This window comes from Nocardia sp. NPDC059229 (genome assembly GCF_042754165.1).
Taxonomy (GTDB): domain Bacteria; phylum Actinomycetota; class Actinomycetes; order Mycobacteriales; family Mycobacteriaceae; genus Nocardia.
In genome coordinates this window covers 153,301-172,363 of sequence record NZ_JBHZAK010000010.1, presented here as the reverse complement: position 1 = coordinate 172,363, position 19,063 = coordinate 153,301, and the positions used below count along the sequence as shown (strand labels likewise).

The 19,063-nt window shown below is 69.9% G+C and carries 18 protein-coding genes; 4 read left to right on the top strand and 14 right to left on the bottom strand.

The annotated features are described in order from the left end of the window. Positions 1 to 258 precede the first annotated feature (258 nt). Positions 259 to 897 (top strand): DUF4232 domain-containing protein, encoded by a 639-nt coding sequence (locus ACFXHE_RS23460; protein ID WP_379386190.1) that lies wholly within the window; start codon positions 259 to 261, stop codon positions 895 to 897. Between the two features lie 270 nt (positions 898 to 1,167). Here ACFXHE_RS23460 and ACFXHE_RS23455 read toward each other — a convergent pair whose 3' ends face one another. From ACFXHE_RS23455 to ACFXHE_RS23440, 4 genes are all read right to left on the bottom strand, one after another. Further along, entirely contained in the window at positions 1,168 to 2,088 is a 921-nt protein-coding gene (locus ACFXHE_RS23455) for a 3-methyladenine DNA glycosylase (RefSeq protein ID WP_379386416.1), read from the bottom strand. After that, positions 2,088 to 3,152 (bottom strand): hemolysin family protein, encoded by a 1,065-nt coding sequence (locus ACFXHE_RS23450; RefSeq protein WP_379386189.1) that lies wholly within the window; start codon positions 3,150 to 3,152, stop codon positions 2,088 to 2,090. Before ACFXHE_RS23450 ends, ACFXHE_RS23455 begins: the two co-directional genes overlap by 1 nt. Further along, on the bottom strand, positions 3,145 to 4,521 hold the full coding sequence (locus ACFXHE_RS23445) for a hemolysin family protein (RefSeq protein WP_379386414.1): 1,377 nt from the start codon (positions 4,519 to 4,521) through the stop codon (positions 3,145 to 3,147). The genes ACFXHE_RS23450 and ACFXHE_RS23445 overlap by 8 nt, the downstream gene beginning before the upstream one ends. A gap of 338 nt (positions 4,522 to 4,859) precedes the next feature. Further along, positions 4,860 to 6,296, bottom strand: a complete 1,437-nt coding sequence (locus ACFXHE_RS23440) for a GuaB1 family IMP dehydrogenase-related protein (protein ID WP_379386187.1) — start codon at positions 6,294 to 6,296, stop codon at positions 4,860 to 4,862. A 95-nt stretch (positions 6,297 to 6,391) separates the two neighbouring features. On the opposite strand from ACFXHE_RS23440, the gene ACFXHE_RS23435 reads away from it, so the two are divergent. Continuing rightward, positions 6,392 to 6,832, top strand: coding sequence for a nuclear transport factor 2 family protein (locus ACFXHE_RS23435; RefSeq protein ID WP_379386186.1), 441 nt, complete (start codon positions 6,392 to 6,394; stop codon positions 6,830 to 6,832). 8 nt (positions 6,833 to 6,840) lie between these two features. Here the strand turns inward: ACFXHE_RS23435 and ACFXHE_RS23430 are convergent, their stop codons facing one another. The 7 genes from ACFXHE_RS23430 to ACFXHE_RS23400 all read right to left on the bottom strand — a co-directional run bounded on the left by ACFXHE_RS23430 (position 6,841) and on the right by ACFXHE_RS23400 (position 13,640). After that, positions 6,841 to 7,224, bottom strand: coding sequence for a hypothetical protein (locus ACFXHE_RS23430; protein WP_379386184.1), 384 nt, complete (start codon positions 7,222 to 7,224; stop codon positions 6,841 to 6,843). A 215-nt stretch (positions 7,225 to 7,439) separates the two neighbouring features. After that, the gene (locus ACFXHE_RS23425; RefSeq protein ID WP_379386182.1) at positions 7,440 to 9,152 is read right to left on the bottom strand and encodes a DEAD/DEAH box helicase; all 1,713 of its coding nucleotides are present in this window, start codon (positions 9,150 to 9,152) and stop codon (positions 7,440 to 7,442) included. Then, positions 9,145 to 10,086, bottom strand: coding sequence for a M48 family metalloprotease (locus ACFXHE_RS23420; RefSeq protein ID WP_354831820.1), 942 nt, complete (start codon positions 10,084 to 10,086; stop codon positions 9,145 to 9,147). The genes ACFXHE_RS23425 and ACFXHE_RS23420 overlap by 8 nt, the downstream gene beginning before the upstream one ends. A 43-nt stretch (positions 10,087 to 10,129) precedes the next feature. After that, positions 10,130 to 10,531 (bottom strand): BlaI/MecI/CopY family transcriptional regulator, encoded by a 402-nt coding sequence (locus ACFXHE_RS23415; RefSeq protein ID WP_369636422.1) that lies wholly within the window; start codon positions 10,529 to 10,531, stop codon positions 10,130 to 10,132. 78 nt (positions 10,532 to 10,609) lie between these two features. Further along, entirely contained in the window at positions 10,610 to 11,437 is an 828-nt protein-coding gene (locus ACFXHE_RS23410; RefSeq protein ID WP_379386179.1) for an ABC transporter ATP-binding protein, read from the bottom strand. Beyond that, complete coding sequence (locus ACFXHE_RS23405) at positions 11,434 to 12,459, bottom strand: FecCD family ABC transporter permease (protein WP_379386177.1); 1,026 nt, start codon at positions 12,457 to 12,459, stop codon at positions 11,434 to 11,436. Before ACFXHE_RS23405 ends, ACFXHE_RS23410 begins: the two co-directional genes overlap by 4 nt. A gap of 143 nt (positions 12,460 to 12,602) precedes the next feature. Beyond that, a complete protein-coding gene (locus ACFXHE_RS23400) occupies positions 12,603 to 13,640 on the bottom strand; it encodes a FecCD family ABC transporter permease (protein WP_379386175.1) in 1,038 nt (345 codons plus the stop codon). Positions 13,641 to 13,755: 115 nt separating this feature from the next. Between ACFXHE_RS23400 and ACFXHE_RS23395 the strand changes: the two genes are divergently transcribed. Then, complete coding sequence (locus ACFXHE_RS23395) at positions 13,756 to 14,460, top strand: hypothetical protein (protein WP_379386173.1); 705 nt, start codon at positions 13,756 to 13,758, stop codon at positions 14,458 to 14,460. Between the two features lie 71 nt (positions 14,461 to 14,531). Here ACFXHE_RS23395 and ACFXHE_RS23390 read toward each other — a convergent pair whose 3' ends face one another. The 3 genes from ACFXHE_RS23390 to ACFXHE_RS23380 are packed head-to-tail and all read right to left on the bottom strand — an operon-like array spanning position 14,532 to position 17,668. Then, positions 14,532 to 15,542, bottom strand: a complete 1,011-nt coding sequence (locus ACFXHE_RS23390) for a nucleotidyl transferase AbiEii/AbiGii toxin family protein (RefSeq protein ID WP_379386172.1) — start codon at positions 15,540 to 15,542, stop codon at positions 14,532 to 14,534. Continuing rightward, a complete protein-coding gene (locus tag ACFXHE_RS23385; protein WP_379386170.1) occupies positions 15,539 to 16,189 on the bottom strand; it encodes a hypothetical protein in 651 nt (216 codons plus the stop codon). The genes ACFXHE_RS23390 and ACFXHE_RS23385 overlap by 4 nt, the downstream gene beginning before the upstream one ends. A gap of 54 nt (positions 16,190 to 16,243) precedes the next feature. Beyond that, complete coding sequence (locus ACFXHE_RS23380; protein ID WP_379386168.1) at positions 16,244 to 17,668, bottom strand: amidase; 1,425 nt, start codon at positions 17,666 to 17,668, stop codon at positions 16,244 to 16,246. A 156-nt stretch (positions 17,669 to 17,824) separates the two neighbouring features. Here ACFXHE_RS23380 and ACFXHE_RS23375 point away from each other — a divergent pair, with 156 nt between their 5' ends. Then, positions 17,825 to 18,802 (top strand): LuxR C-terminal-related transcriptional regulator, encoded by a 978-nt coding sequence (locus ACFXHE_RS23375; protein WP_379386167.1) that lies wholly within the window; start codon positions 17,825 to 17,827, stop codon positions 18,800 to 18,802. Positions 18,803 to 19,063: the final 261 nt, after the last annotated feature.

Here is a 19,063-nt window from a genome sequence, read left to right as displayed (position 1 = left end):
CCCGTCTTCTTCCGAAATGTCCGTATCGTGACCGGTGGCACAGACAGCTATGCAATGTGGTCACCATTACGTCTCGGAACGCTAACGTATAAACTGACTGTCCGGTAGGGCGAGTCACAAATAAGTGTCTGTGACACCATCGGTCAGTCGGGCCTATCGTCCCGGGAGCCAGGCCAAATCCCTTGCTGCAGTGCGTAACAGACCCGGTCGGCTCGTCGATTTCGGAAACATCCGATGATCGAAGGGGACAGGTGACTCATGCGCACAACAGGATTCACAGCACTACTGGCGTGCGCCGTGCTCGCAGCCGCCACCGGCTGCTCGAGCTCCCCGTCCTCCACCCCGTCCCCCGCGGCGACCACCTCCGCGCTCACCACGGGCGGTACCCCGTCCGGTGGCAACCAGGGCGGCGGCAATCCCGGCGGCGGCCCGGCCACCGGCACTCCCGCCTCCACGGCCGCGCAACCCACCGACACCCCCATCCCCGCCTGCGCCTCCGGCCAGGTCGACGTCAGCGCGAAGAGCATGGGCGCCGCCATGAGCCACAACGGCATAACCCTCACCTTCGCCATCGCCAACCCGTCCCAGGCCTGCACCCTCACCGGCTACCCCGGCCTGGACGAAATCACCGACACCGGCACCGTCATCCACGCCGAACGCACCCCCAACGGCTACATCGGCGGCCTCCCCGCCGGCACCGACACTCCACCCACCGTGGTGGTCAAGTCCGGCCACCCCGCCCACGCCATCGCCGAGGGCACCTCCTGCGGCCCCTACAACAAACCCGACCCCAAAGTCGTCAAAACCGAAGTGACCGCCCCCAACTCAACCGACACCCGCGTAATCGACACCGCCGTCTACACCTGCACCCTCAAGATCCACCCCGTCACCGAGTAGAGAGATCCGCCCGATCACCGAGTGGCGGTCACTGGGGCGTCCTCAGCAGTTGCCGAACTGCCGGATTCCCTGGACGAAGGCCCAGATGCGAGGAGCATCGAGCCGGTTCAGAGTTCACGCGCTTCGCACCGAAATTGCTTGATACGCAACTGCTGACACCATTGGTAACTTCGGCCTCGATGAGGCATTCCGGGGGTTCTGCATCTCTACTGCTGTCCTCAACAGGCGAACAGCGGAACCGGGCATGTCCAGCCTTGCCCGTCGAGGTGGCTAGCTGCTGGTGGCCAGCAACTCTCGGCAGGCGTCGAGGAGGCGGGTGCGGAGGACTTCCGCGCGGGTGGCGATGTCGGCTTGGGCGCGGACGTATTCGGCTCGGCCGGTGGGGGTTTCGATGCGGATGGGGGTGTAGCCGTAGGAGAGGAGGTCGTAGGGGCTGGCCTTCATGTCGAGTTCGCGGGCGGCGCATGCCAATTCGAAGGCGTCGAAAAGGAGGTCGGAGGAGATCAGGGGGGTGAGTTTGAAGCCCCACTTGTAGATGTCCATGTTGGCGTGGAGGCAGCCGGGTTGTTCGCGGTCTATTTGCAGCTCGCGGGTGAGGGGTTCGATATTGCGGGGGGCCGCTTCGGGGGTGAAGAAGCGGAAGGCGTCGAAGTGGGTGCAGCGCAGCTGCATGGAGTCGACTACGGCGTCGGTGCCTTCGGAGCCCAGGCGGAGGGGGACCTGCTGGTGGCGGACGTCGTCGGTGCGGTAGACCATGGCCCACTCGTGGAGGCCGAAGCAGGAGAGCTGGGCTGGGCGGGTGGCGGTCGCCGAGAGGAGGCGGGCGACGAATTCGAGGGTGTCGCGGCGCTTTTCGAGGAAGGCCGGGTCGGCGGTCCAGCCGAGGGAGGAGACAGCGTCGGCGGGAGGGGCCGAGATCTGGCGGTAGCCGCGGGAACCCGCGTAGTCGCCGGCGTCGGCGAGGACGACGCCGAAGCCAGGGTGCCAGCGTCGGAGCTGGGCGGGCTTGTGGCCGTAGTAGGTGAACAGGAAATCGATCACCGGGTGCTTCGAACCGGCCGCCCGGCGTTCGAGATACGGGCCGACCAGGGCGTCGACGCGGTCGCGGTGGGCGGCCGCCCGGCCCCGCCAAGCGGGGCCGGACAGCCATTCGGGTCCGGACGACACAGTGGAATCGGTGCGCGCGTTCATCATTCGGCGAGGCGGTGGGTGGCGTCACGGACCGTGCCGACGAACTCCTCCACCAGATCTTCCAGGGCCACGATGCCGACCGTATTGCCGCGGCTGTCGACCACGCGGCCCAGATGCGAGTTGGTGCGGCGCAGGCGGGCCAGCGCCTCGAACAGGGTGGTGCCCATGCTGACGGTGGGCAGCGGGCGGATATCGGTGCGGGGGATGGGGGTGCCCGGGCCCGCACTGTCGTCGGCGGTCAGATCGAGCACGTCCTTGACGTGCAGGTAGCCGACCAGGGAACCGTCGTCCGCACGCACCGGGTACCGGGAGAATCCCGTTTCGGCGACGGCGGATTCGATATCGCCCAGCGTGGTCCCGTCCCCGCGCAGCGGCACCGAGCGGGTCTTGGCCAGCGTCACCATCACATCGGCGACGATCCGGTCGCTCGAGCCCAGCGCCTGGGTGAGGCGGCGATGCTCCTCCTCGTCCAGCAGACCCTCCGAACGGGACTCGCCGAACATCTCGGCCAGCTCCACCGACGACACCGTGGAATCCAGCTCGTCCTTCCGCTCGATCCGCAGGGCGCGCAGGGTGATATTGGCCGCGAAGTTGTAGATCGCGATCAACGGCTTCGCCAGCCGCAGCCACATCAGATGCAGCGGAACCAGCAGCAGCGCCGACCGTTCCGGACCCGCGAGCGCGATGTTCTTCGGAATCATCTCGCCCAGCAGAATGTGCAGGATCACCACGATGGTCAGTGCCAGCGCGAACGAGATCGGATGCAGCAGCGAATCCGGCACGCCCACCAGATCGAACGGCTTCTCCAGCAGATGCGCCACCGCCGGCTCACCCACGCGACCCAGCAGGATCGAGCAGATGGTGATGCCCAGCTGCGCGGCCGCCAGCATCATCGACAGGTTCTGACCCGCCTTGATCACCGTGTTGGCGCTCCGCTTGCCCTGCGCGGCAAGCGCTTCCAGCCGGTCGCGGCGCGCGGAGATGAGCGCGAACTCCGCGCCCACGAAGAACGCGTTGCCCAGCAGCAGCACCAGCGTCAGCAGGACGGCGTACAGGTCACCCATGGCTGTGCTCCCAGATCGCGAGGGCCTCGGCGTCGACGGGCCGGATCAGGACGCGGTCGATGCGCCGGCCGTCCATCCGCTCCACCCGGGCGATCCAGCCGCCCTTGGTGTGCGGCTGCTCCAGCTGATGGTTGCCGGGCTGCGGCAGCAGCACCTCGTCGCCGGTCTCGGGGATCCGGCCCAGCCGGGTCAGCACCAGGCCGCCGATGGTCTCGTACTCACCCTCGGGCGCGTCGTAACCGGTGGTGCGGGAGACCTCGTCGATGCGCAGCAGGCCCGAGCAGTTCCAGCCGTTCGGGGTGCGGCGCACATCGAGTTCCTCCTCGTCGTGCTCGTCGCGCACGTCGCCGAGGATCTCCTCGATCAGGTCCTCCATGGTGACGATGCCGGCGGTGCCGCCGTACTCGTCGACCACCAGCGCCACCTGCATACCGTCCCGGCGCACCCGCTCGAGCACCTCGTCACCATCGAGGCTGGCGGGCACGATCGGCACCGGCTGGGCGATCGTCTTCAGCTTGATGCTGCGGCGATCCTTGGCCGGATGCACGAAGGTCTGCTTCACGTGCACGAAGCCCAGGGTGTTGTCCAGGTCGCCGTCGATGACCGGGAACCGGGAGTAACCGGTCTCGCGGGCGGCGTCGACCAGATCGGCGAGAGTGCAATCCCGATCGAGGGATTCGATCGTCATCCGCGGCGTCATCAGCTCCTCCGCGGTGCGCTCACCGAACTGCAGCGAGCGATCCACCACCTGCGCGGTGCGCTGATCCAGTACCCCGTGCAGCGCCGAAGTCCGCACCAGCGAACCCAATTCCTGCGGCGAGCGCGCCGAACGGAGTTCCTCCGCGGGCTCCACGCCCAGTCGGCGCACCGCCCAGTTGGCGGCCCCGTTCAGGAAATTGATCATCCACTTGAACACGGTGGAGAACGCGATCATCGGCCCCGCGGTCAGCCGTGCCATGGACAGCGGGTTGGCGATGGCGATGTTCTTGGGCACCAGCTCGCCGTAGATCATGGACAGCGAGGTCGCGATGAGCAGTGCCAGCGCCAGCGAAATGCCCTGCGCGGTACCGGCGCTCACCCCGAACGAGCGGAACATCGGCTCCAGCAGCCGCGCCAGCACGGGCTCGGCGATATAACCGGTGATCAGCGTGGTGATGGTGATGCCCAGCTGGGCGCCCGACAACTGGAACGAGAGTGTGCGATGCGCCTGCCGCACCTGCCGGGCCCGGCGGTCGCCGTCGCGGGCGTGCGCCTCCACGGTGGAGCGTTCCAGGGCGGTGAGCGAGAATTCGGCGGCGACGAACAGTGCCGTGCCGGCGGTCAGAGCGATGAATCCGAGCAGACTGAGAACGGTGAGCAGGACCGACACGGTCAGCACCACCTGGCCGTTTCCGAAGCCGGTATTGCGGGGAAGCCGGGTTCGTCACCCGGCTCGGTAGAGGAGCCCTCCTGTGAAGCGCCCTTGGACGCGGGTGACAACTTGTTCCTTTCGCAGGGGTTGCTGGCGGAGATACGCCACGGATACCCATTTCTTGGGTCCGGTCAGGCCATGCTACCGGGCGGCTTCCACGGTTTCCGCACAGCGGTGCCGTATCACATCCGGCGGCGGCCCCGCATCGCCGCAGGGCCGGGCCCCGCGCACGCGAAAACCGGCGGATCCGAGAGGGACCCGCCGGGTTCGGGATGTGCAGTACTAGCCGGTGGTGATCACCAACCGGAGGGCAGCGGCCGGCCCTCGGCGAAACCGGCGGCCGACTGCACGCCCAGCATGGCGCGCTCGTGGAACTCGCCGATGGTGCGGGCGCCGGCGTAGGTGCACGAGCTGCGCACACCGGAGGTGATGTGGTCGATCAGGTCCTCCACGCCCGGGCGCTCGGGATCCAGGCGCATGCGCGAGGAGGAGATGCCCTCCTCGAACAGCGCCTTGCGGGCCCGGTCGAACGCCGAGTCGGTAGCGGTGCGGGCGGCCACGGCACGCTTGGAGGCCATGCCGAAGGACTCCTTGTACCGGTTGCCGTCGCGGTCGACGCGCAGGTCGCCGGGCGACTCGTAGGTGCCCGCGAACCAGGAGCCGATCATCACGTTGGCCGCACCGGCCGCGAGGGCCAGGGCCACGTCGCGCGGGTGGCGCACGCCACCGTCGGCCCACACGTGCTTGCCGAATTCCTGGGCTGCCGCGGCACATTCGGCCACCGCCGAGAACTGCGGGCGGCCCACGCCGGTCATCATGCGGGTGGTGCACATGGCGCCGGGGCCCACGCCGACCTTGATGATGTCCGCGCCGGCCGCGATCAGATCGCGGGTGCCGTCGGCGGAGACCACATTGCCCGCGACCAGCGGCACGCCCAGATCCAGCGCGGCCACCGAGGCCAGCGCCTCCAGCATCTTCTGCTGGTGGCCGTGCGCGGTGTCCATGACCAGGACGTCGGCGCCCGCGTCGACCAGGGCCTTGGCCTTGGCCGGGATGTCGCCGTTGATGCCGACGGCGGCCGCGATGCGCAGCCGGCCATTGGCGTCGGTGGCCGGGGTGTAGATGCCGGTGCGGATGGCGCCGGTCCGGGTCATCACGCCCGCGAGGGTGCCGTCGGCATGGACCAGCACGGCCAGGTGGGCGTGCTCGGCCTCGAGCAGATCGAAGACGTCGCGCGGCGAGGAGTCGGCCGGGGCGCTGACGAAATTGGCGTCGGCGACCACGCTCAGGCGGGCGAAGCGGTCCACGTCGGCGCAGGCGGCCTCGGTGACCACACCGACCGGCTTGCCGTTGTCGACCACCACGACCGCGCCGTGGGCGCGCTTGTGGATGAGGGCCAGCGCGTCGGACACCGACTGGTCGGGATCGAGCACCACGGGGGTGTCGGCGGTGAGCGAGCGGCTCTTGACGAAGGCGATGGTGGCGGCGGCCGCGGGGATCGGAAGATCCTGCGGCAATACCACGATGCCGCCCCGGCGGGCGACGGTCTCGGCCATGCGGCGGCCGGCGACGGCTGTCATATTGGCGACCACGAGGGGAATGGTCGTGCCGCTCCCATCGGTGGTGGAGAGATCGACATCGAACCGGGACGCCACATCCGTCCGGCGGGGGACGAGGAAGACGTCGTCGTAGGTCAGGTCGTAGGGCGGAGTCTGCCCGGGAAGAAACTGCACGTTGGACCATGGTAGCTGAATGCTGAGAGTTCGCGGTGCGATCGGGCGGGGAAAATACCAGGCGGGTGCCAGCGGGGTCTCCTATGTTGGCGTCCGTGACCGATCTTGCGGCGCTCGCCGATCGACTGGATGTCAGCGACACCATCACCAAACTCTTCGTCTACTGCGACCAGGCCCGCTGGGCCGACCTGCGCGAGTCGGTGCTCGCGGAGGAGGTGTTCTTCGACAACGGCTTCGGCGGACCCGCCGGCCCGCGGCCCGGCGCCGACATCGCCGATGCCTGGGCCACCGGCCTGGGCGCCCTCGACGCCGTCCACCACCAGGCCGGCAATCACCTCGTCGAGATCACCGGCGACACCGCGCTGGCCCACGCCGACGCCATCGCCGTGCACGTGAAGAACGACGCCACCGGCGGCACCACCCGCTGGTTCGTCGGCAGCTATGTCCTCGGCCTGCAGCGGACCGAAAAGGGCTGGCGCATCGACCGTTTCGAATACAAGCTGAAGACCATCGACGGCAATGCCGACCTGCTCTGAGCGGTAGCTCAGGACGCGGTGGGGATGAACAGCGCCTCGAAGGGCGGTTCGCCCACCGCGACGGTCGTGTGACCGCGTCCCGCGGTGTCGGCGGCCAGCACCAGATCACCCGGTGCGAACCGCCGGCGCTCACCGTCGGAGGTGGTCACCTCGATCACGCCGCGTAGCATGACCACCCACTGCCGGGCCGGGGCCGGATGCGGCTCACTGTCGAAGCCCGCGCTGCGCAGGTAGGACACACCCGCGGTCGAGGGCATGCCGCTGACCGCCATCGCGGGCACTCCGATCGCCGGAGTTCGCTCTGCCAAGGGGATTTCGGCGTCGGTGAACGTCGAACCACCCTCGTTCGTGGCTTCGATGACGGTGTAGCGCAGGTTCTTTCGTTCGCTCATGGCCCAAATGGTTCACCGGCCGGCTGCGAGTTCGCGATTCCCAGCAGGGAATGACACGGAGGCTGTCCGCTCCCGTGCCGAGCCACCCAATTGCCGTTTGCTAAAAGATTGCTACGACCACTTTTGAGCTCGGAGTTATCTCAATCTCGTCCGATTTGCCGGAAAACCCGCTCGATTTCGCGCGCGTGTCGTAGGAACGTCCAAACGTGTTGGCGTCAGCGGGACGAACGTCGGGCCGCGCCCGGCTTGCGCTTCTTGTTGTGCGGCCGGCTCTCGCCCTTCGGCCGCTGCCGGAAGCGCGGCTGCTCGCGCGGAGCCTCCGCCGCGGGCGCCGGCGGCGCCGAGGGATCCGGCACCGGACGGCCGCTCGGCCGGCGCGCGCCCGTGATCTCGAGCAGCCGCCGATCACCCGGCCGCACCTCCACGTCGGTGAGCGTCACCGAGGCCCGCTCCGCCAGTCGCGTGGCCTCCTCCCGATCGTCCGGGGTGACGATGGTGACGACCGTGCCCGACGCGCCCGCCCGCGCGGTCCGCCCGGTCCGGTGCAGATAGTCCTTGGGATCCGCGGGCGGATCCACGTGCACGACCAGCGAGACATCGTCGATGTGCAGCCCGCGGGCGGCCACATCGGTGGCGACCAGCACGGGCGCGGTCCCGTCCGCGAATGCCGCGAGCATGCGATTGCGCTGGTTCTGCGCCTTCCCGCCGTGTAGAGCTACCGCGCCGATCCCGATCTCGCGCAGCTTGCGCGCCAGCTTGTCGGCACCGTGCTGGGTGCGCACGAACAGCAGCGTCCGGCCCTGCCGCGCGGCGATCTCGCTGACCACCGCCCGCTTGTCGGACCGCCGGACATGCAGTGCGTAGTGCGCGATATCAGGTCCGGCCGCGACGCTTCCGAGCTCGCTGCCCGAATCCGCGTTTGCCGCACCGGTTTCCACCGGCCCCGCCGACGTCGCGGCCGGAAGGGCGCCGATCGCATGGGTCGCCGGTTCCCGCAGGTACTTCCGCACGAGTCCGTCGACCGTCTCGTCGAGGGTCGCCGAGAACAGCAGCTGCTGCGCGTCGCCCGGCACCTTGTTGAGCAGCGCCGTCAGCTGCGGCAGGAAGCCCAGCTCGGCCATGTGGTCGGCTTCGTCGACCGTGACGACCCGAATGTCGCCCAGCTGCACCGCTTTCCGCCCGAGCAGATCGGTCAACCGCCCCGGCGTCGCGATGACGACGTCCACCCCGCGCGCGAGCCGCTCCTCCTGCTTCTTGATCGGCAACCCGCCGACCGCCGTGGCCAGCCGCAACCCCAGTGACAGCGCGGGCTCGTCCAACGCGCTCTCGATCTGAATCGCCAGCTCCCGCGTCGGGGCCAGAATCAGCCCCCGCGGCCGCCGCGGCGCACTCGGCGCACCGAACAGCCGCACCAGCATCGGCAGCCCGAATGCCAGGGTCTTCCCCGACCCCGTCGCCGCCCGGCCCAGCACGTCCCGTCCATCCAGAATGTCCGGAATCACCGCCGCCTGAATGGGAAACGGCTTATCGATCCCGCCCCGACGCAGCGCCTGGATCAGTACGGGCGGCAGTCCCAGATCCGCAAATCGCACCTCGCCGCCTCCGGAACCGGCCCCCGCATGGTCGTTCACCGGGCTCGTGGTCCCAGCCGGGTCGCGCTGGTCCTGCCCGCTCTCGCGGGCGCCGGTCCGGCGGCGGGCTTCGGCCGCTCGGTCGGTCGGCGAAGCCTCGGCTGCGGGTGACGAGTCGGTGGCGATGGTTTCCTCCAGGGCTGAAGTGGGTGTCGAAGACGGAGTGGGTGCGGGGTTGCCGCTGCTCGCGGGCGGTGGCGAAAGGCTCTCGCCCGCACCGGAATCGGCGGCGGGCATGGCGGATTGCGCCGCGCCCGAGTCGGATTCGGGAGCAGGTAGGTGGTGGGGATCAGGCACGGCTGACCAGGCGGCTGAGCTCGACCAGCCAGGGGATCGCGACGGCGAGGGTCGGGACGACCAGGATCGCGGCGGCGGCGAGGTAGGCGGCGACGGCGATGCGGAGATCGCCGATCGGACCGGCCAGGCGCTGGATGCGGATCAGGGTGGTGGGGCCGCCGACGGCCATGGCGCCCTGCGGGGCCGGGGAATTGGAGCAGGCCACCAGGGCGCGCGCCAGGGGAGTGGGACCGGTGACCTTGACCGCGGAGTCGTCGGCGAGCAGTTCGATGAGCAGCTTCACCGAGTCCAGCGCGGATTTGGAACGGACCACACGGGGGAACGCCTCGTGCGCGGCGGTGAAGGCCTCGAGCACCAGATCGTGGCGGGCGCGCAGGTGGGAGCGCTCGTGGCTGACGATGGCGGTGAGTTCCTCGTCGGACAGGTTGGTGACGGTGCCCTGGCTGAGGACCACCCGCCGGCGCAGGCCGGGCAGGCAGTAGGCGATCGGTTCGGTGGCGGCCAGTACCCGGATGTCGGCCGATTTCCGATGCACACCCGACTGATCCAGCAGGTCGACCAGCATGCGGTGGCGGGCGCGGCGACGGCGGGTGTGGATGCCGACCCGGATCACCGACCAGATCAACCGCGCGCCGACCAGCAGGGTGAGCGCGAACACCAGGACCAGGGCCAGCCACAGCGGCAGACCGAGGGCGTCGATCTCCTTGCTGGGCGTGGTGGTCGGACGGCCGTCGCCGCCCGGGACGAGGAGCCGGGAGGCGATGGCGAGTCCGGAACCGAAGGCGCTCAGCACCGCGGCCAGCGCAATCGCCTGCCACAGCACCAGCGCCGCACGGGGGCTGCGATAGGGCCAGGTGGCCCGGCTGAGCAGCGTTGGCACCGGTCCCGCCAATAACAGGGCGAGACCGGCGAAAACCGGCGCTGTCCAGTCCATGTCCTCAGCTCACTGCGTTGTGGGGCTCGGGCCGAGGCTACGGCTATTTGGACTCGGGTTTGTCCTTGCGCGCCACCTCGGTGGCTTCGAGCTTAGCGAGTGCGTCGCGCAAAGCGGCAGCCTCGTCCGCGCCGACCTGTTCGACGAAGTGCACCAGCGCGGCGCGGCGACTGCCGACTTCGTCCGCCTGCTGCAGTGCGTCGAACATGAGGCTGGCGACGAGTTCGTCGCGCGTGTGCACCGGCGCGTAGCGGTGCGCACGGTCGTCGCGCTGCTGGACCACCAGATTCTTCTTCGCCAAGCGCTGCAGAACGGTCATCACCGTGGTGTACGCGAGTTCACGACGCTCAGCGAGGGCTTCATGGACCTGCCGGACCGTTTGCGGTTCGTCGGCCGACCACAACTGGTCCATGACCGCTTTCTCGAGTTCACCAAGACCTGCCATCCCACAAGTTTACGGAGACAACGACAGGAATGCGTACTACAGCCCGTCGTAACCGGCGAGTTGCTGGTGTGGTATTGCTCATACCCCGGCATCCGCCGGCATGTCTCCGGATCGGGAGTCGCGCACGTGCCGCGCGCCGATGGGCACGATCATCGGCCGCCCCGACACCGGGTCCTCGAGCACCTCGGCGCGCAGGCCGAAAACCTCGCGCAGCAGCTCGGCGTCGATGATGTCGGCGGGGACGCCCTGGGCGACGATGCGGCCGGCGTGCATGACTATGAGGCGGTCGCTGTAGCGGATGGCCAGATTCAGATCGTGCAGGACCATGACCACGGTGCGGCCGAGGTCGTCGTGCAGGCGGTCGACGAGGTCGAGGACCTCGAGGGAATGGGCGAGGTCGAGGTAGGTGGTCGGCTCGTCGAGCAGCAGGATGTCGGTGCCCTGGGCCAGGGCCATGGAGATCCAGGCGCGCTGGCGCTGGCCGCCGGAGAGCTCGTCGAGGGTGCGGCCCGCCAGCTCCGCGATACCGGTCTGTTCCAGGGCGGCGGTCACCTCGGCCTCGTCGTCGGCCGACCACTGCCGCAGCCAGGACTGATGCGGATGCCGGCCGCGAGCAACCAGATCCGCGACGGTCAGGCCCTCGGGCGCGACCGGCGTCTGGGGCAGCATGCCGACAATCCGCGCGATGTCCTTGGTCTTCAGGGTGGAGATGGCCTTGCCGTCCAGCAGGACTCGGCCCGACCGGGGCCGCAGCAACCGGCCCAGGGAGCGCAGCAGCGTCGACTTGCCGCAGCCGTTGGGGCCGATGACCGTGGTGATCAGCCCGGGCTCGATCTGCACCGAGAGCCCGTCGACGATGACCCGCTCGCCGTAGCCGAGGGTGATGCTTTCCGCCGCGAGAGTCACAGGGTCGCCTTCCGGTTGGTGCGAACGAGCAGGTAGAGCAGGAACGGTCCGCCGACGGCCGCGGTCACCACGCCGACCGGCAGCGAGACGGGAAAGACGGTGCGCGCGAGCAGGTCCGCCCCGACCACCGCGATGGCTCCGACCAGCGCCGAGGCGATGACCGGTTCCCCGGGGGTCCGCAGCAGCCGCCGCGCGATCTGCGGTGCAGCCAGCCCGACGAACCCGAGCGGGCCCACCGCCGCGGTCGCCAGCGCGGCGCAACCGACCGCGGCGGCAATGAGAATCGCCTGCCGGGTCTGGATGCGGACGCCGAGAATGCGCGTGGTGTCGGTGCCGAACCGCAGCGCGGCCAGCGTCCGCGCCGACCCGGCCGTGACGAGCAGCGCGACGCCCAGGCCGATCGCGGCGGGCACGAGGGTCGACCAGTCCGCCGCGTTCAGCGACCCGGTGAGCCACTGCTGGGCATGTGCGGCATCGGCCAGCGTGGCCCGCGTCAGTAGCCAGCTCACCACCGACAGCAGCGCCGCGTTCACGCCGATCCCGATGAGCACCAACCGGAATCCCATGACCCCGCTGTCCCCGGTCGTGGTCCGGCCCCAGGCCAGCAGGTAGATCAGCACGGCGGTGAGCAGCCCGCCGGCCAGTGCCGCCGCCGAAACTCCCAGCGCCGCGGCGGTACCCGTCCCGACGCCACCCATCCCGACCAGCACCGCGACCGCACCGCAGCTCGCGCCGGAGGTGATGCCCAGTAGATCCGGGCTGGCCAGCGGATTGTGCAGAATCGACTGCGTCACCGCGCCCGCCGATCCCAGCGCCGCTCCGACCACGATCGCGGTCAGCGCCCTGGGCAGCCGCGAATCCATGATCACGAATCGCTGCGCGCGAGTCCCTCCGCCGCCCAGCACATCCAGCACTCGCCCGAGCGGAATCCGGAACTCGCCCACCGCGATATCCAGCGCGAACAACCCGAACAGAATCGCCGCCAGCGCAACCACGGTGAGCGCCGCGCCGATTCGCAACACCGCCGATATTCGACCCACTCGCACCGCAGGTCGAACAGTGCGCACCGTGTCGACGGAAGTTGGCGCGGTGTTTCCGCGGGTGTTTGCCGTGGGGTGGCTGGGGCTCACTGCACTGCGGGTGGCGTTGGGAGGTGTCGGAAGAGTCACAGGCTCACCAGCTTTCGGCGGCGGACCAGAAGGATGAAGAACGGTGCTCCCAGGGCGGCGAGAGTGACGCCGGCCTGGAGTTCGCCCGGGCGCGCGATGAGGCGGCCGGCGGTGTCGGCCAGGAGCAGGACCAGAGCGCCGAGCAGGCCTGAAAAGGGGAGTAGCCAGCGGTAATCGGGGCCGGTGAGGGCGCGCGCCAGGTGGGGGACGATCAGGCCGAGGAAGGCGATCGGTCCGACGGCGGCGGTGGCCGCGCCCGCCAGGAGGACGATCGCGGCCAGGCCGAGCGCCCGGCTGCGGGTGACATTCACGCCGAGACCACGGGCGACATCATCGCCGAGGCCGAGCAGGTTGAGGGCGGGGGCGGAGGCCAGGGCGAGGATCGCGCCCAGCGCGAGGAACGGCAGGACCTGACCGAAGGTGGAAGCGTCGTGCCCGGCCACGTCGCCGACCACCCAGTAGCGGTAGGTGTTGAGGGCCGTGCCGTCCAGCAGGACAACGATATTGGTCATGGCCTGCAGGAACGCGGTGACGGCGGCGCCGGCGAGGACCAGGCTGAGCGGGCTCGCCCGGCCGCCCCCGAGCGAGGAGACGCCGAACACCACCAGGCCCGCGAGCAGCGCGCCCGCGAAGGCGAACCAGATGTACTGCGCGGGCGTGGTGAGGGCGAGCAGGTGGATGCTCAGCGCGGCCAGGAAGGCCGCGCCCGCATTGATGCCGAGTAATCCGGCGTCCGCCAGCGGATTTCGGGTGTAGCCCTGGATCAGGGTTCCGGCCATGCCGAGCGCGAGTCCGGCGGCCAGGGCGAGTCCTGTTCGCGGAAGGCGTAATTCGCGCACGATCTGGGCGGCCGAGCTGTCCGCGGGACACGAGAGTGGCAGTCCACCAGGGCAAATGAGCGCGTCGTACACGGTTCCGAGACTCAGATTCCGGGAGCCGAGGGCAATGCTGGCCGCGATGGCACACAGCAGCAGGGCGGCGAGAACGAGAAGTCCGGACAGACGTCGCCGTCTGGTGGTGACTACGGCGGGCACGGTGACGAACTACTCCTGACGCGTTCATTGCTTCGATAAGTCTGGTAAGCCTAACCTATCTTCCCGTGCTCGTTGTCCATGCATTGGCCGAATAGTCGATGAATGAGGAGGTTCGATGCTCGAACCCGTAACCGTGTGCCCGCCGCGCGATTCCAGGCTCGCCTTCGGGACGGCCTGTTCCCGCCTGCGCGCCCTGCAACCCGAACACCCGCGCGTCTACGCCGTCGCCGCCATGGCCGACCAGGGCAAACGCCGCTGGTGGCGGCTCGCCGACGGCATCCGCGAGGGCCGGATCGAGATGATGTACCGGCGGCACGCGGCCGAGATGAGCAATGCCGACATCGCGGCCGAGGTAGTGGCCACGGCGCTCATCCATGCGGTGATCGGACGGGTGATGGCCATGGTGGTGTCCGAGGGCCGAGCCTGGGATCCGGGCCTGGAGAACCTGTGGATCCACACCGACAACGACGGCGGCATCGACTGGGCGGGCCTGTCCGACACCACGATCCGCGTGATCGACGGCGACCTCCTCACCGGCGAGGACGGCGTCGTGGCCCTGCCCTGTGAGCCGGCGCTCTACGTCTGGCTCGCCCACCGCTGCCTGCCGGCCCTGTCCCTGGTCCAGGAGGCGATGGCGCGCTGCGCGGGTCTGGGCGTCCGCCGCTTCTGGGGCCTGGTCGCGGAATCCATTGTGGGCGCGGCGACCTACGTGCCCGCGCTGTCGCGCACGTCCTCCTCGGAGGGCGCGCGTCGCGGCCAGGCCATGCTGGCCGCGTTCGAGGACCGCGGTCTACCGGTCCGCCGGGCCTGCATCAGGTAGGCCCGACCCGCACCTGGCGTCGGCCGGTCGAGACCGGATCCGGTCTCGACCGGGGTGAGGGGCAATCCCTGTCAGCGCTGCTCACCGACCTCCCCTGGGGGAAAGGCCGGCGCGAGGGCTTCGGTCAGCCGCCGGGCGAAGGCCTCCTGCTGGTCCGCCAGGTCCGGGCGGTCCTTCGCGAACTCGGCCCAGTCGGCGTCGATGGCGATCTGCCGCAGCTGGATGAACCGGGTGTCCGGGGTGACCGCGCGGAGCAGTTCCGGCGTCGGCGCGCAGTGCTCGGCGAGCAGGACGGCGTCGTAGAGGTCCTTGCCCTCGGGGAAGCGGTCGTCGGTGAGCCACAGCAGTTTCCACGCCAGCGACAGTTCCGGGCCGGCCGCGAGCATGGCGGCGGCCGGGCCGGGGCGGCCGAGGCGAGGGATCTCGGTCCAGCGCGGCGGTTCGGGCAGGTGTTCGTTGAACACGAAGTCCAATTGCACTGTGCCGGCGGGGATCCTGGTATCGAGGGCGGTCCAGGGCACGACCAGGCGGCGACCGGGGACCCGGTCGTAGGTCCAGATGTCGGCATCGAGGGCCTCGCCGGCGTGGAGACGGATCGACTCGGAGGTCTCGGCGGCCGCGGCCACCCGGGCGGCGATATCGGCGAGCATGCTGTCGGTGAGGTCGCTGTGGAACTCCCACTCGGCAGGCAGCACAATGAAATCCACGTCGCCGGGCTCGCGGGCCAGGTCGCCGAACCAGGCGCCGAGCAGGACGCTACCGCGCAATACCAGGTGGTCGTTCCAGGGAGAAGCGGCGATGGCCGCCAGGACGGTATCGAGGGCGTCGCGGCGGGCGGCGAACCAGGCCGCGGCCAGGTCCGCATCGTCGAAGTGCGGTTCGCTCAAACGCATTCCCATACGATGCTCCGCCATGGCGGGATCGAAGACCGGCCGCTGCAGGACGCCGTCACCGGCGACCGGCAGCAGCGTGCCGGGCAGGTCGCGCAGTTCCCGGTCCGCTCGGGACGGCGGCTGGGCCGGGACCACGGCGGTGGGTTTCCACGGGCCGGGCCCCAGCGCGGTCCACGGGGTGGTTGTCATGGCCGATTCCCTCCCTCGGCGATCCAGCCGGCGTCGATCGACTCGTCGGTGTCGAGGACGACGAATTCACGTTCGGCGGAGAGTACTTCGTAGTTGTTCGCCTGCAGCGCGGTCAGCAGGGCGGTGTGGCGGGCGGTGGCGGTGGCGTCGCCGACCAGGCGGCAGCGTTGGGTGACGAACCGCTCGGTGCGGCCGTCGGGGCGGGTGCGGCGGGCATTGGCGGACAGGTGTGCGGTGTGGGCGGTGGCGAGGCGGGCGAGTGGGCGCACCTCGGTGCCGGGTGTGAGCAGCAGTTTGATGTGGTGCTCGAAGTAGTAGCCGGCACCCAGTGCGACGGCTGCGTCATCGGTGGCGGGCACGCCTGTCGTCCAGGGTGTCGCCTCGATCTTGGTGCGGACCACCTCGAATCCCGCAGCATCGAGCCGCGCGGTGAGTGCCGCTACCGAATCCGCAACCGCGGGAAGCGATCCCGCGGCGTGGACGGTGAGCATCGGCTGGTCGATGACGCGGCCGCGCTCCAGCACGATGTGCACGAACTTCAATCCGTGTGCGGCGGCGTACCGTTCGAGGCGTCCGGCATCGGTCGCGCGCACGGTGAGGTGGGCTTCGAAGTCGCCGTGGAAGATCGGGGGAGCGGTCGCGGTCACCGCGCCATCCTCGCAAACCCACCGCCGTGCCGTCGCAGGGTTTTCGGCGGAGGATCAGTGCGCGTAGATCCCGGGGCGCTGCCGGTGCCAGGGGAGTCGGCGCTCCAGGTCGGCGGCGATCGCGAGCAGGGTGGCCTCCCGGCCGTAGCCGGCGACGAACTGCACACCGACCGGAAGGTTCGACGCCGATCGGCCCAGCGGCAGCGAGATCGCCGGGTTGCCCGTTGCATTGAACAGTGCGGTGTACGAACCGAATTCGAAGATCTTGCGATACCACTCGGATGCGGTCAGCGCCGGATCGTCGGCATCGAGGTGGCCCAGCGGCAGCGCCGGGCGCGCGGTGGTGGGGGTGAGGTACAGGTCGTAGTCGGTGAGCAGCCGGGCCACCGCGCGGCGAGCCGTATTGAAGGTCGACTCGACCGCGTACAGATCGGCCGCGGTGCGGGTGGCGCCGTAGGCGACACAGGCGCGGGTGGTGGCTTCGAGGTGATCGGCACCCGGCGTGACGCCCAGCGCGGCCGCGGCGTTGGTGACGGCGTCGGCGAGGAAACTGCACCAGGCGTCGAGGTTGGCGCGGTGGAACGCCTCGTAATCGACAGCGGGATCGGCCAGTTCGACCTGATGCCCCATGTCGGCCAGCTCGCGGGCGACGTCCGCGACCGCCCGCGCGCAGTCCGGATCGGCCTGCGACAGGTCGGCGGTCACGGCGATGCGCAGTACGGGCGCGGGCCGGGTGATGAGCGTGCGGAAGTCGGCCGGCTCGGAGGGGAACAGGTACTTGTCCCCGGGTTCGCTGCCGTGTACGGCATCGAGCAGGCCCGCGCAGTCCCGCACCGTCCGGGTGACCGCGAACTCCACACCCATACCCAGCAGCGGATCGGCGTAATCGGGTGCGGCGGAGACCCGTCCGCGACTCGGCTTCAGCCCGACCAGTCCGCACACCGCCGCCGGGATACGGATGGATCCGCCGCCGTCATTGGCATGCGCGACCGGCAGCGCCCCGGCAGCCACCAATGCGGCTGCGCCACCGCTGGATCCGCCCGCGCTGCGCGCCGGATCCCACGGATTCCGGGTGGGCGCACCGTAGGCGCGGGCCTCGGTGGTGGCGTTGAAACCGAGCTCGGGGGAGGTGGTCACCGCCATGGTGGCCAGGCCCGCGCGCCGGAAGCGGGTCATCAGCGCGGTGTCGTGCGGGTGCGCCACACCGTCACCGAACAGCCGGCTGCCATTGCGCTGCGGCACGCCCGCCGCGTGGATGATCAGATCCTTGATCGCGAACGGCACGCCGGCGAACGGACCGGACGGGTCGTAGTCCAGCGGCCGCTCGAACACCTCGCCCACGACCGCCCCGAGCTGGGGATCGACCTGGGCGATCGCGGCCGCTGCCGCAGCCTGGACCTCGGCGGCCCCGGCCTGTCCCTGCCGCATGAGGGTGGCTAGACCCGTCGCGTCGTGTGCCGCGTAGTCGGCGATATCCATCGGAAACCTCCCGGTGCTGTGTGCTGGTGCGCCAGAACGTAGGTCGCCGCGCCGGGTGCGGCGTCCGTCGATCGACGGACGCGGTTCAGCGGTCCGGGTGCTGTCTGCACACCGTCCCGCGGCAGCGGGAATCGTGACCGGCGTCATACTGGCCGGATGGTTGCCGCATCTGATGAGGGTCTGGACCCGGCCGTCGCCCTGCGGGTCCGGACGTCGATCGCGGCGGCGACACCGGACCGGCCGGGTCTGGGCCGGGTGTTGTTCGAATTGTCGCGGGTCGTCGCCTTCGAGCACGCGGCGCTGACACGGTTCGATCCGGTCGCCGGAGTGCATCACACCGCGGCCAGCGTCGGGTATCCGTCGAGCGCGCTCGAGGTCATCGACACCTGCCTGCACACGCATCCGATGTTCACCCGGCTCCGCGACGAGCGGGTACCGCTGGAACTCGCCGAGGTTCCGGCCACGGCCCGCTCCGGCCCGGTGTTCGAACGGGTCATCGTGCCGCTCGGCTACCGGCAGGGTCTCACCCAGCCGCTGTTCGGCGCGGACGGCCGCTACCTGGGCATGCTGAACATGAGTGGCACTGCGGGCGTGCCGTTCTCGCGGTCGTCGATGACCGCGCTCGCCCTGCTCGCCGACGTGGTCGGCGCGGCGCTCGATCCGTGCCGCAGCCCCGAGACCGCGGTCGATCCCGGGGAATCGGTCGTGCTCGTCGGCCCCGGGGATGCCGTGCACGCGGTGACGGAGTTCGCCACACCGAGGTTGTTCGCGGCCGGTACCGCCGGATTCCAGCTCGCGCGGTTGGTGGCCGAATCCGGTTGTCCGCGTGACCATCTCCTGCTCGCCGGCGGGGAGGTCTACCGGACCCGGATGCGCCCGGCCCGCTCCGGCGGCACCCGGGTCGCCTACCGCCGGATCGACCCGCCGCACGCGCTCACCCTGCGCGAACTCGAGGTCCTCGCGCTGCTCCCGGCGGGCGGATCCAATGCCCGGATCGCCGCCGACCTCGGCGTCGAACCCTCCACCATCGCCACCCATATCGAACGCATCCTGCGGAAACTGAACGCGCCCAACCGAACCGTCGCCGCCACCACCGCGGTGCGCTGGGGCCTCGAGGTCGATGCCGCACGCTGATCGGCGCGGAACATGAAGTCGCGGCGGGGTCCCGCTCGATCTGCAGCTCTACGACGTGGAGAGCGCCCGATACCCGGGATGGATCCGCCTGCTGTGGGGCATGGCCGGACAAGACGAAGGTGGTGGGTTCCGTCGAACGACGGAACCCACCACCCGCAGGGGTTCGGGGCCCCCGCCGCCCGGGGGGGCGACGTCGAGCCTTAGGCCCCATCCCGGTAAGGGGAGGCTTTACTTAAATGGGCAGGGCGTAGCCCCGGCGGT

Excerpts from the sequence above, each read along its gene's own strand:
- ACFXHE_RS23395 (WP_379386173.1), top strand. The coding sequence starts at position 13,756 with ATGCTCGAACCCGTAACCGTGTGCCCGCCGCGCGATTCCAGGCTCGCC.
- ACFXHE_RS23380 (WP_379386168.1), bottom strand. The coding sequence starts at position 17,668 with ATGGATATCGCCGACTACGCGGCACACGACGCGACGGGTCTAGCCACC.
- ACFXHE_RS23460 (WP_379386190.1), top strand. The coding sequence starts at position 259 with ATGCGCACAACAGGATTCACAGCACTACTGGCGTGCGCCGTGCTCGCA.
- ACFXHE_RS23455 (WP_379386416.1), bottom strand. The coding sequence starts at position 2,088 with ATGAACGCGCGCACCGATTCCACTGTGTCGTCCGGACCCGAATGGCTG.
- ACFXHE_RS23430 (WP_379386184.1), bottom strand. The coding sequence starts at position 7,224 with ATGAGCGAACGAAAGAACCTGCGCTACACCGTCATCGAAGCCACGAAC.
- ACFXHE_RS23375 (WP_379386167.1), top strand. The coding sequence starts at position 17,825 with ATGGTTGCCGCATCTGATGAGGGTCTGGACCCGGCCGTCGCCCTGCGG.
- ACFXHE_RS23450 (WP_379386189.1), bottom strand. The coding sequence starts at position 3,152 with ATGGGTGACCTGTACGCCGTCCTGCTGACGCTGGTGCTGCTGCTGGGC.
- ACFXHE_RS23415 (WP_369636422.1), bottom strand. The coding sequence starts at position 10,531 with ATGGCAGGTCTTGGTGAACTCGAGAAAGCGGTCATGGACCAGTTGTGG.
- ACFXHE_RS23420 (WP_354831820.1), bottom strand. The coding sequence starts at position 10,086 with ATGGACTGGACAGCGCCGGTTTTCGCCGGTCTCGCCCTGTTATTGGCG.
- ACFXHE_RS23390 (WP_379386172.1), bottom strand. The coding sequence starts at position 15,542 with ATGACAACCACCCCGTGGACCGCGCTGGGGCCCGGCCCGTGGAAACCC.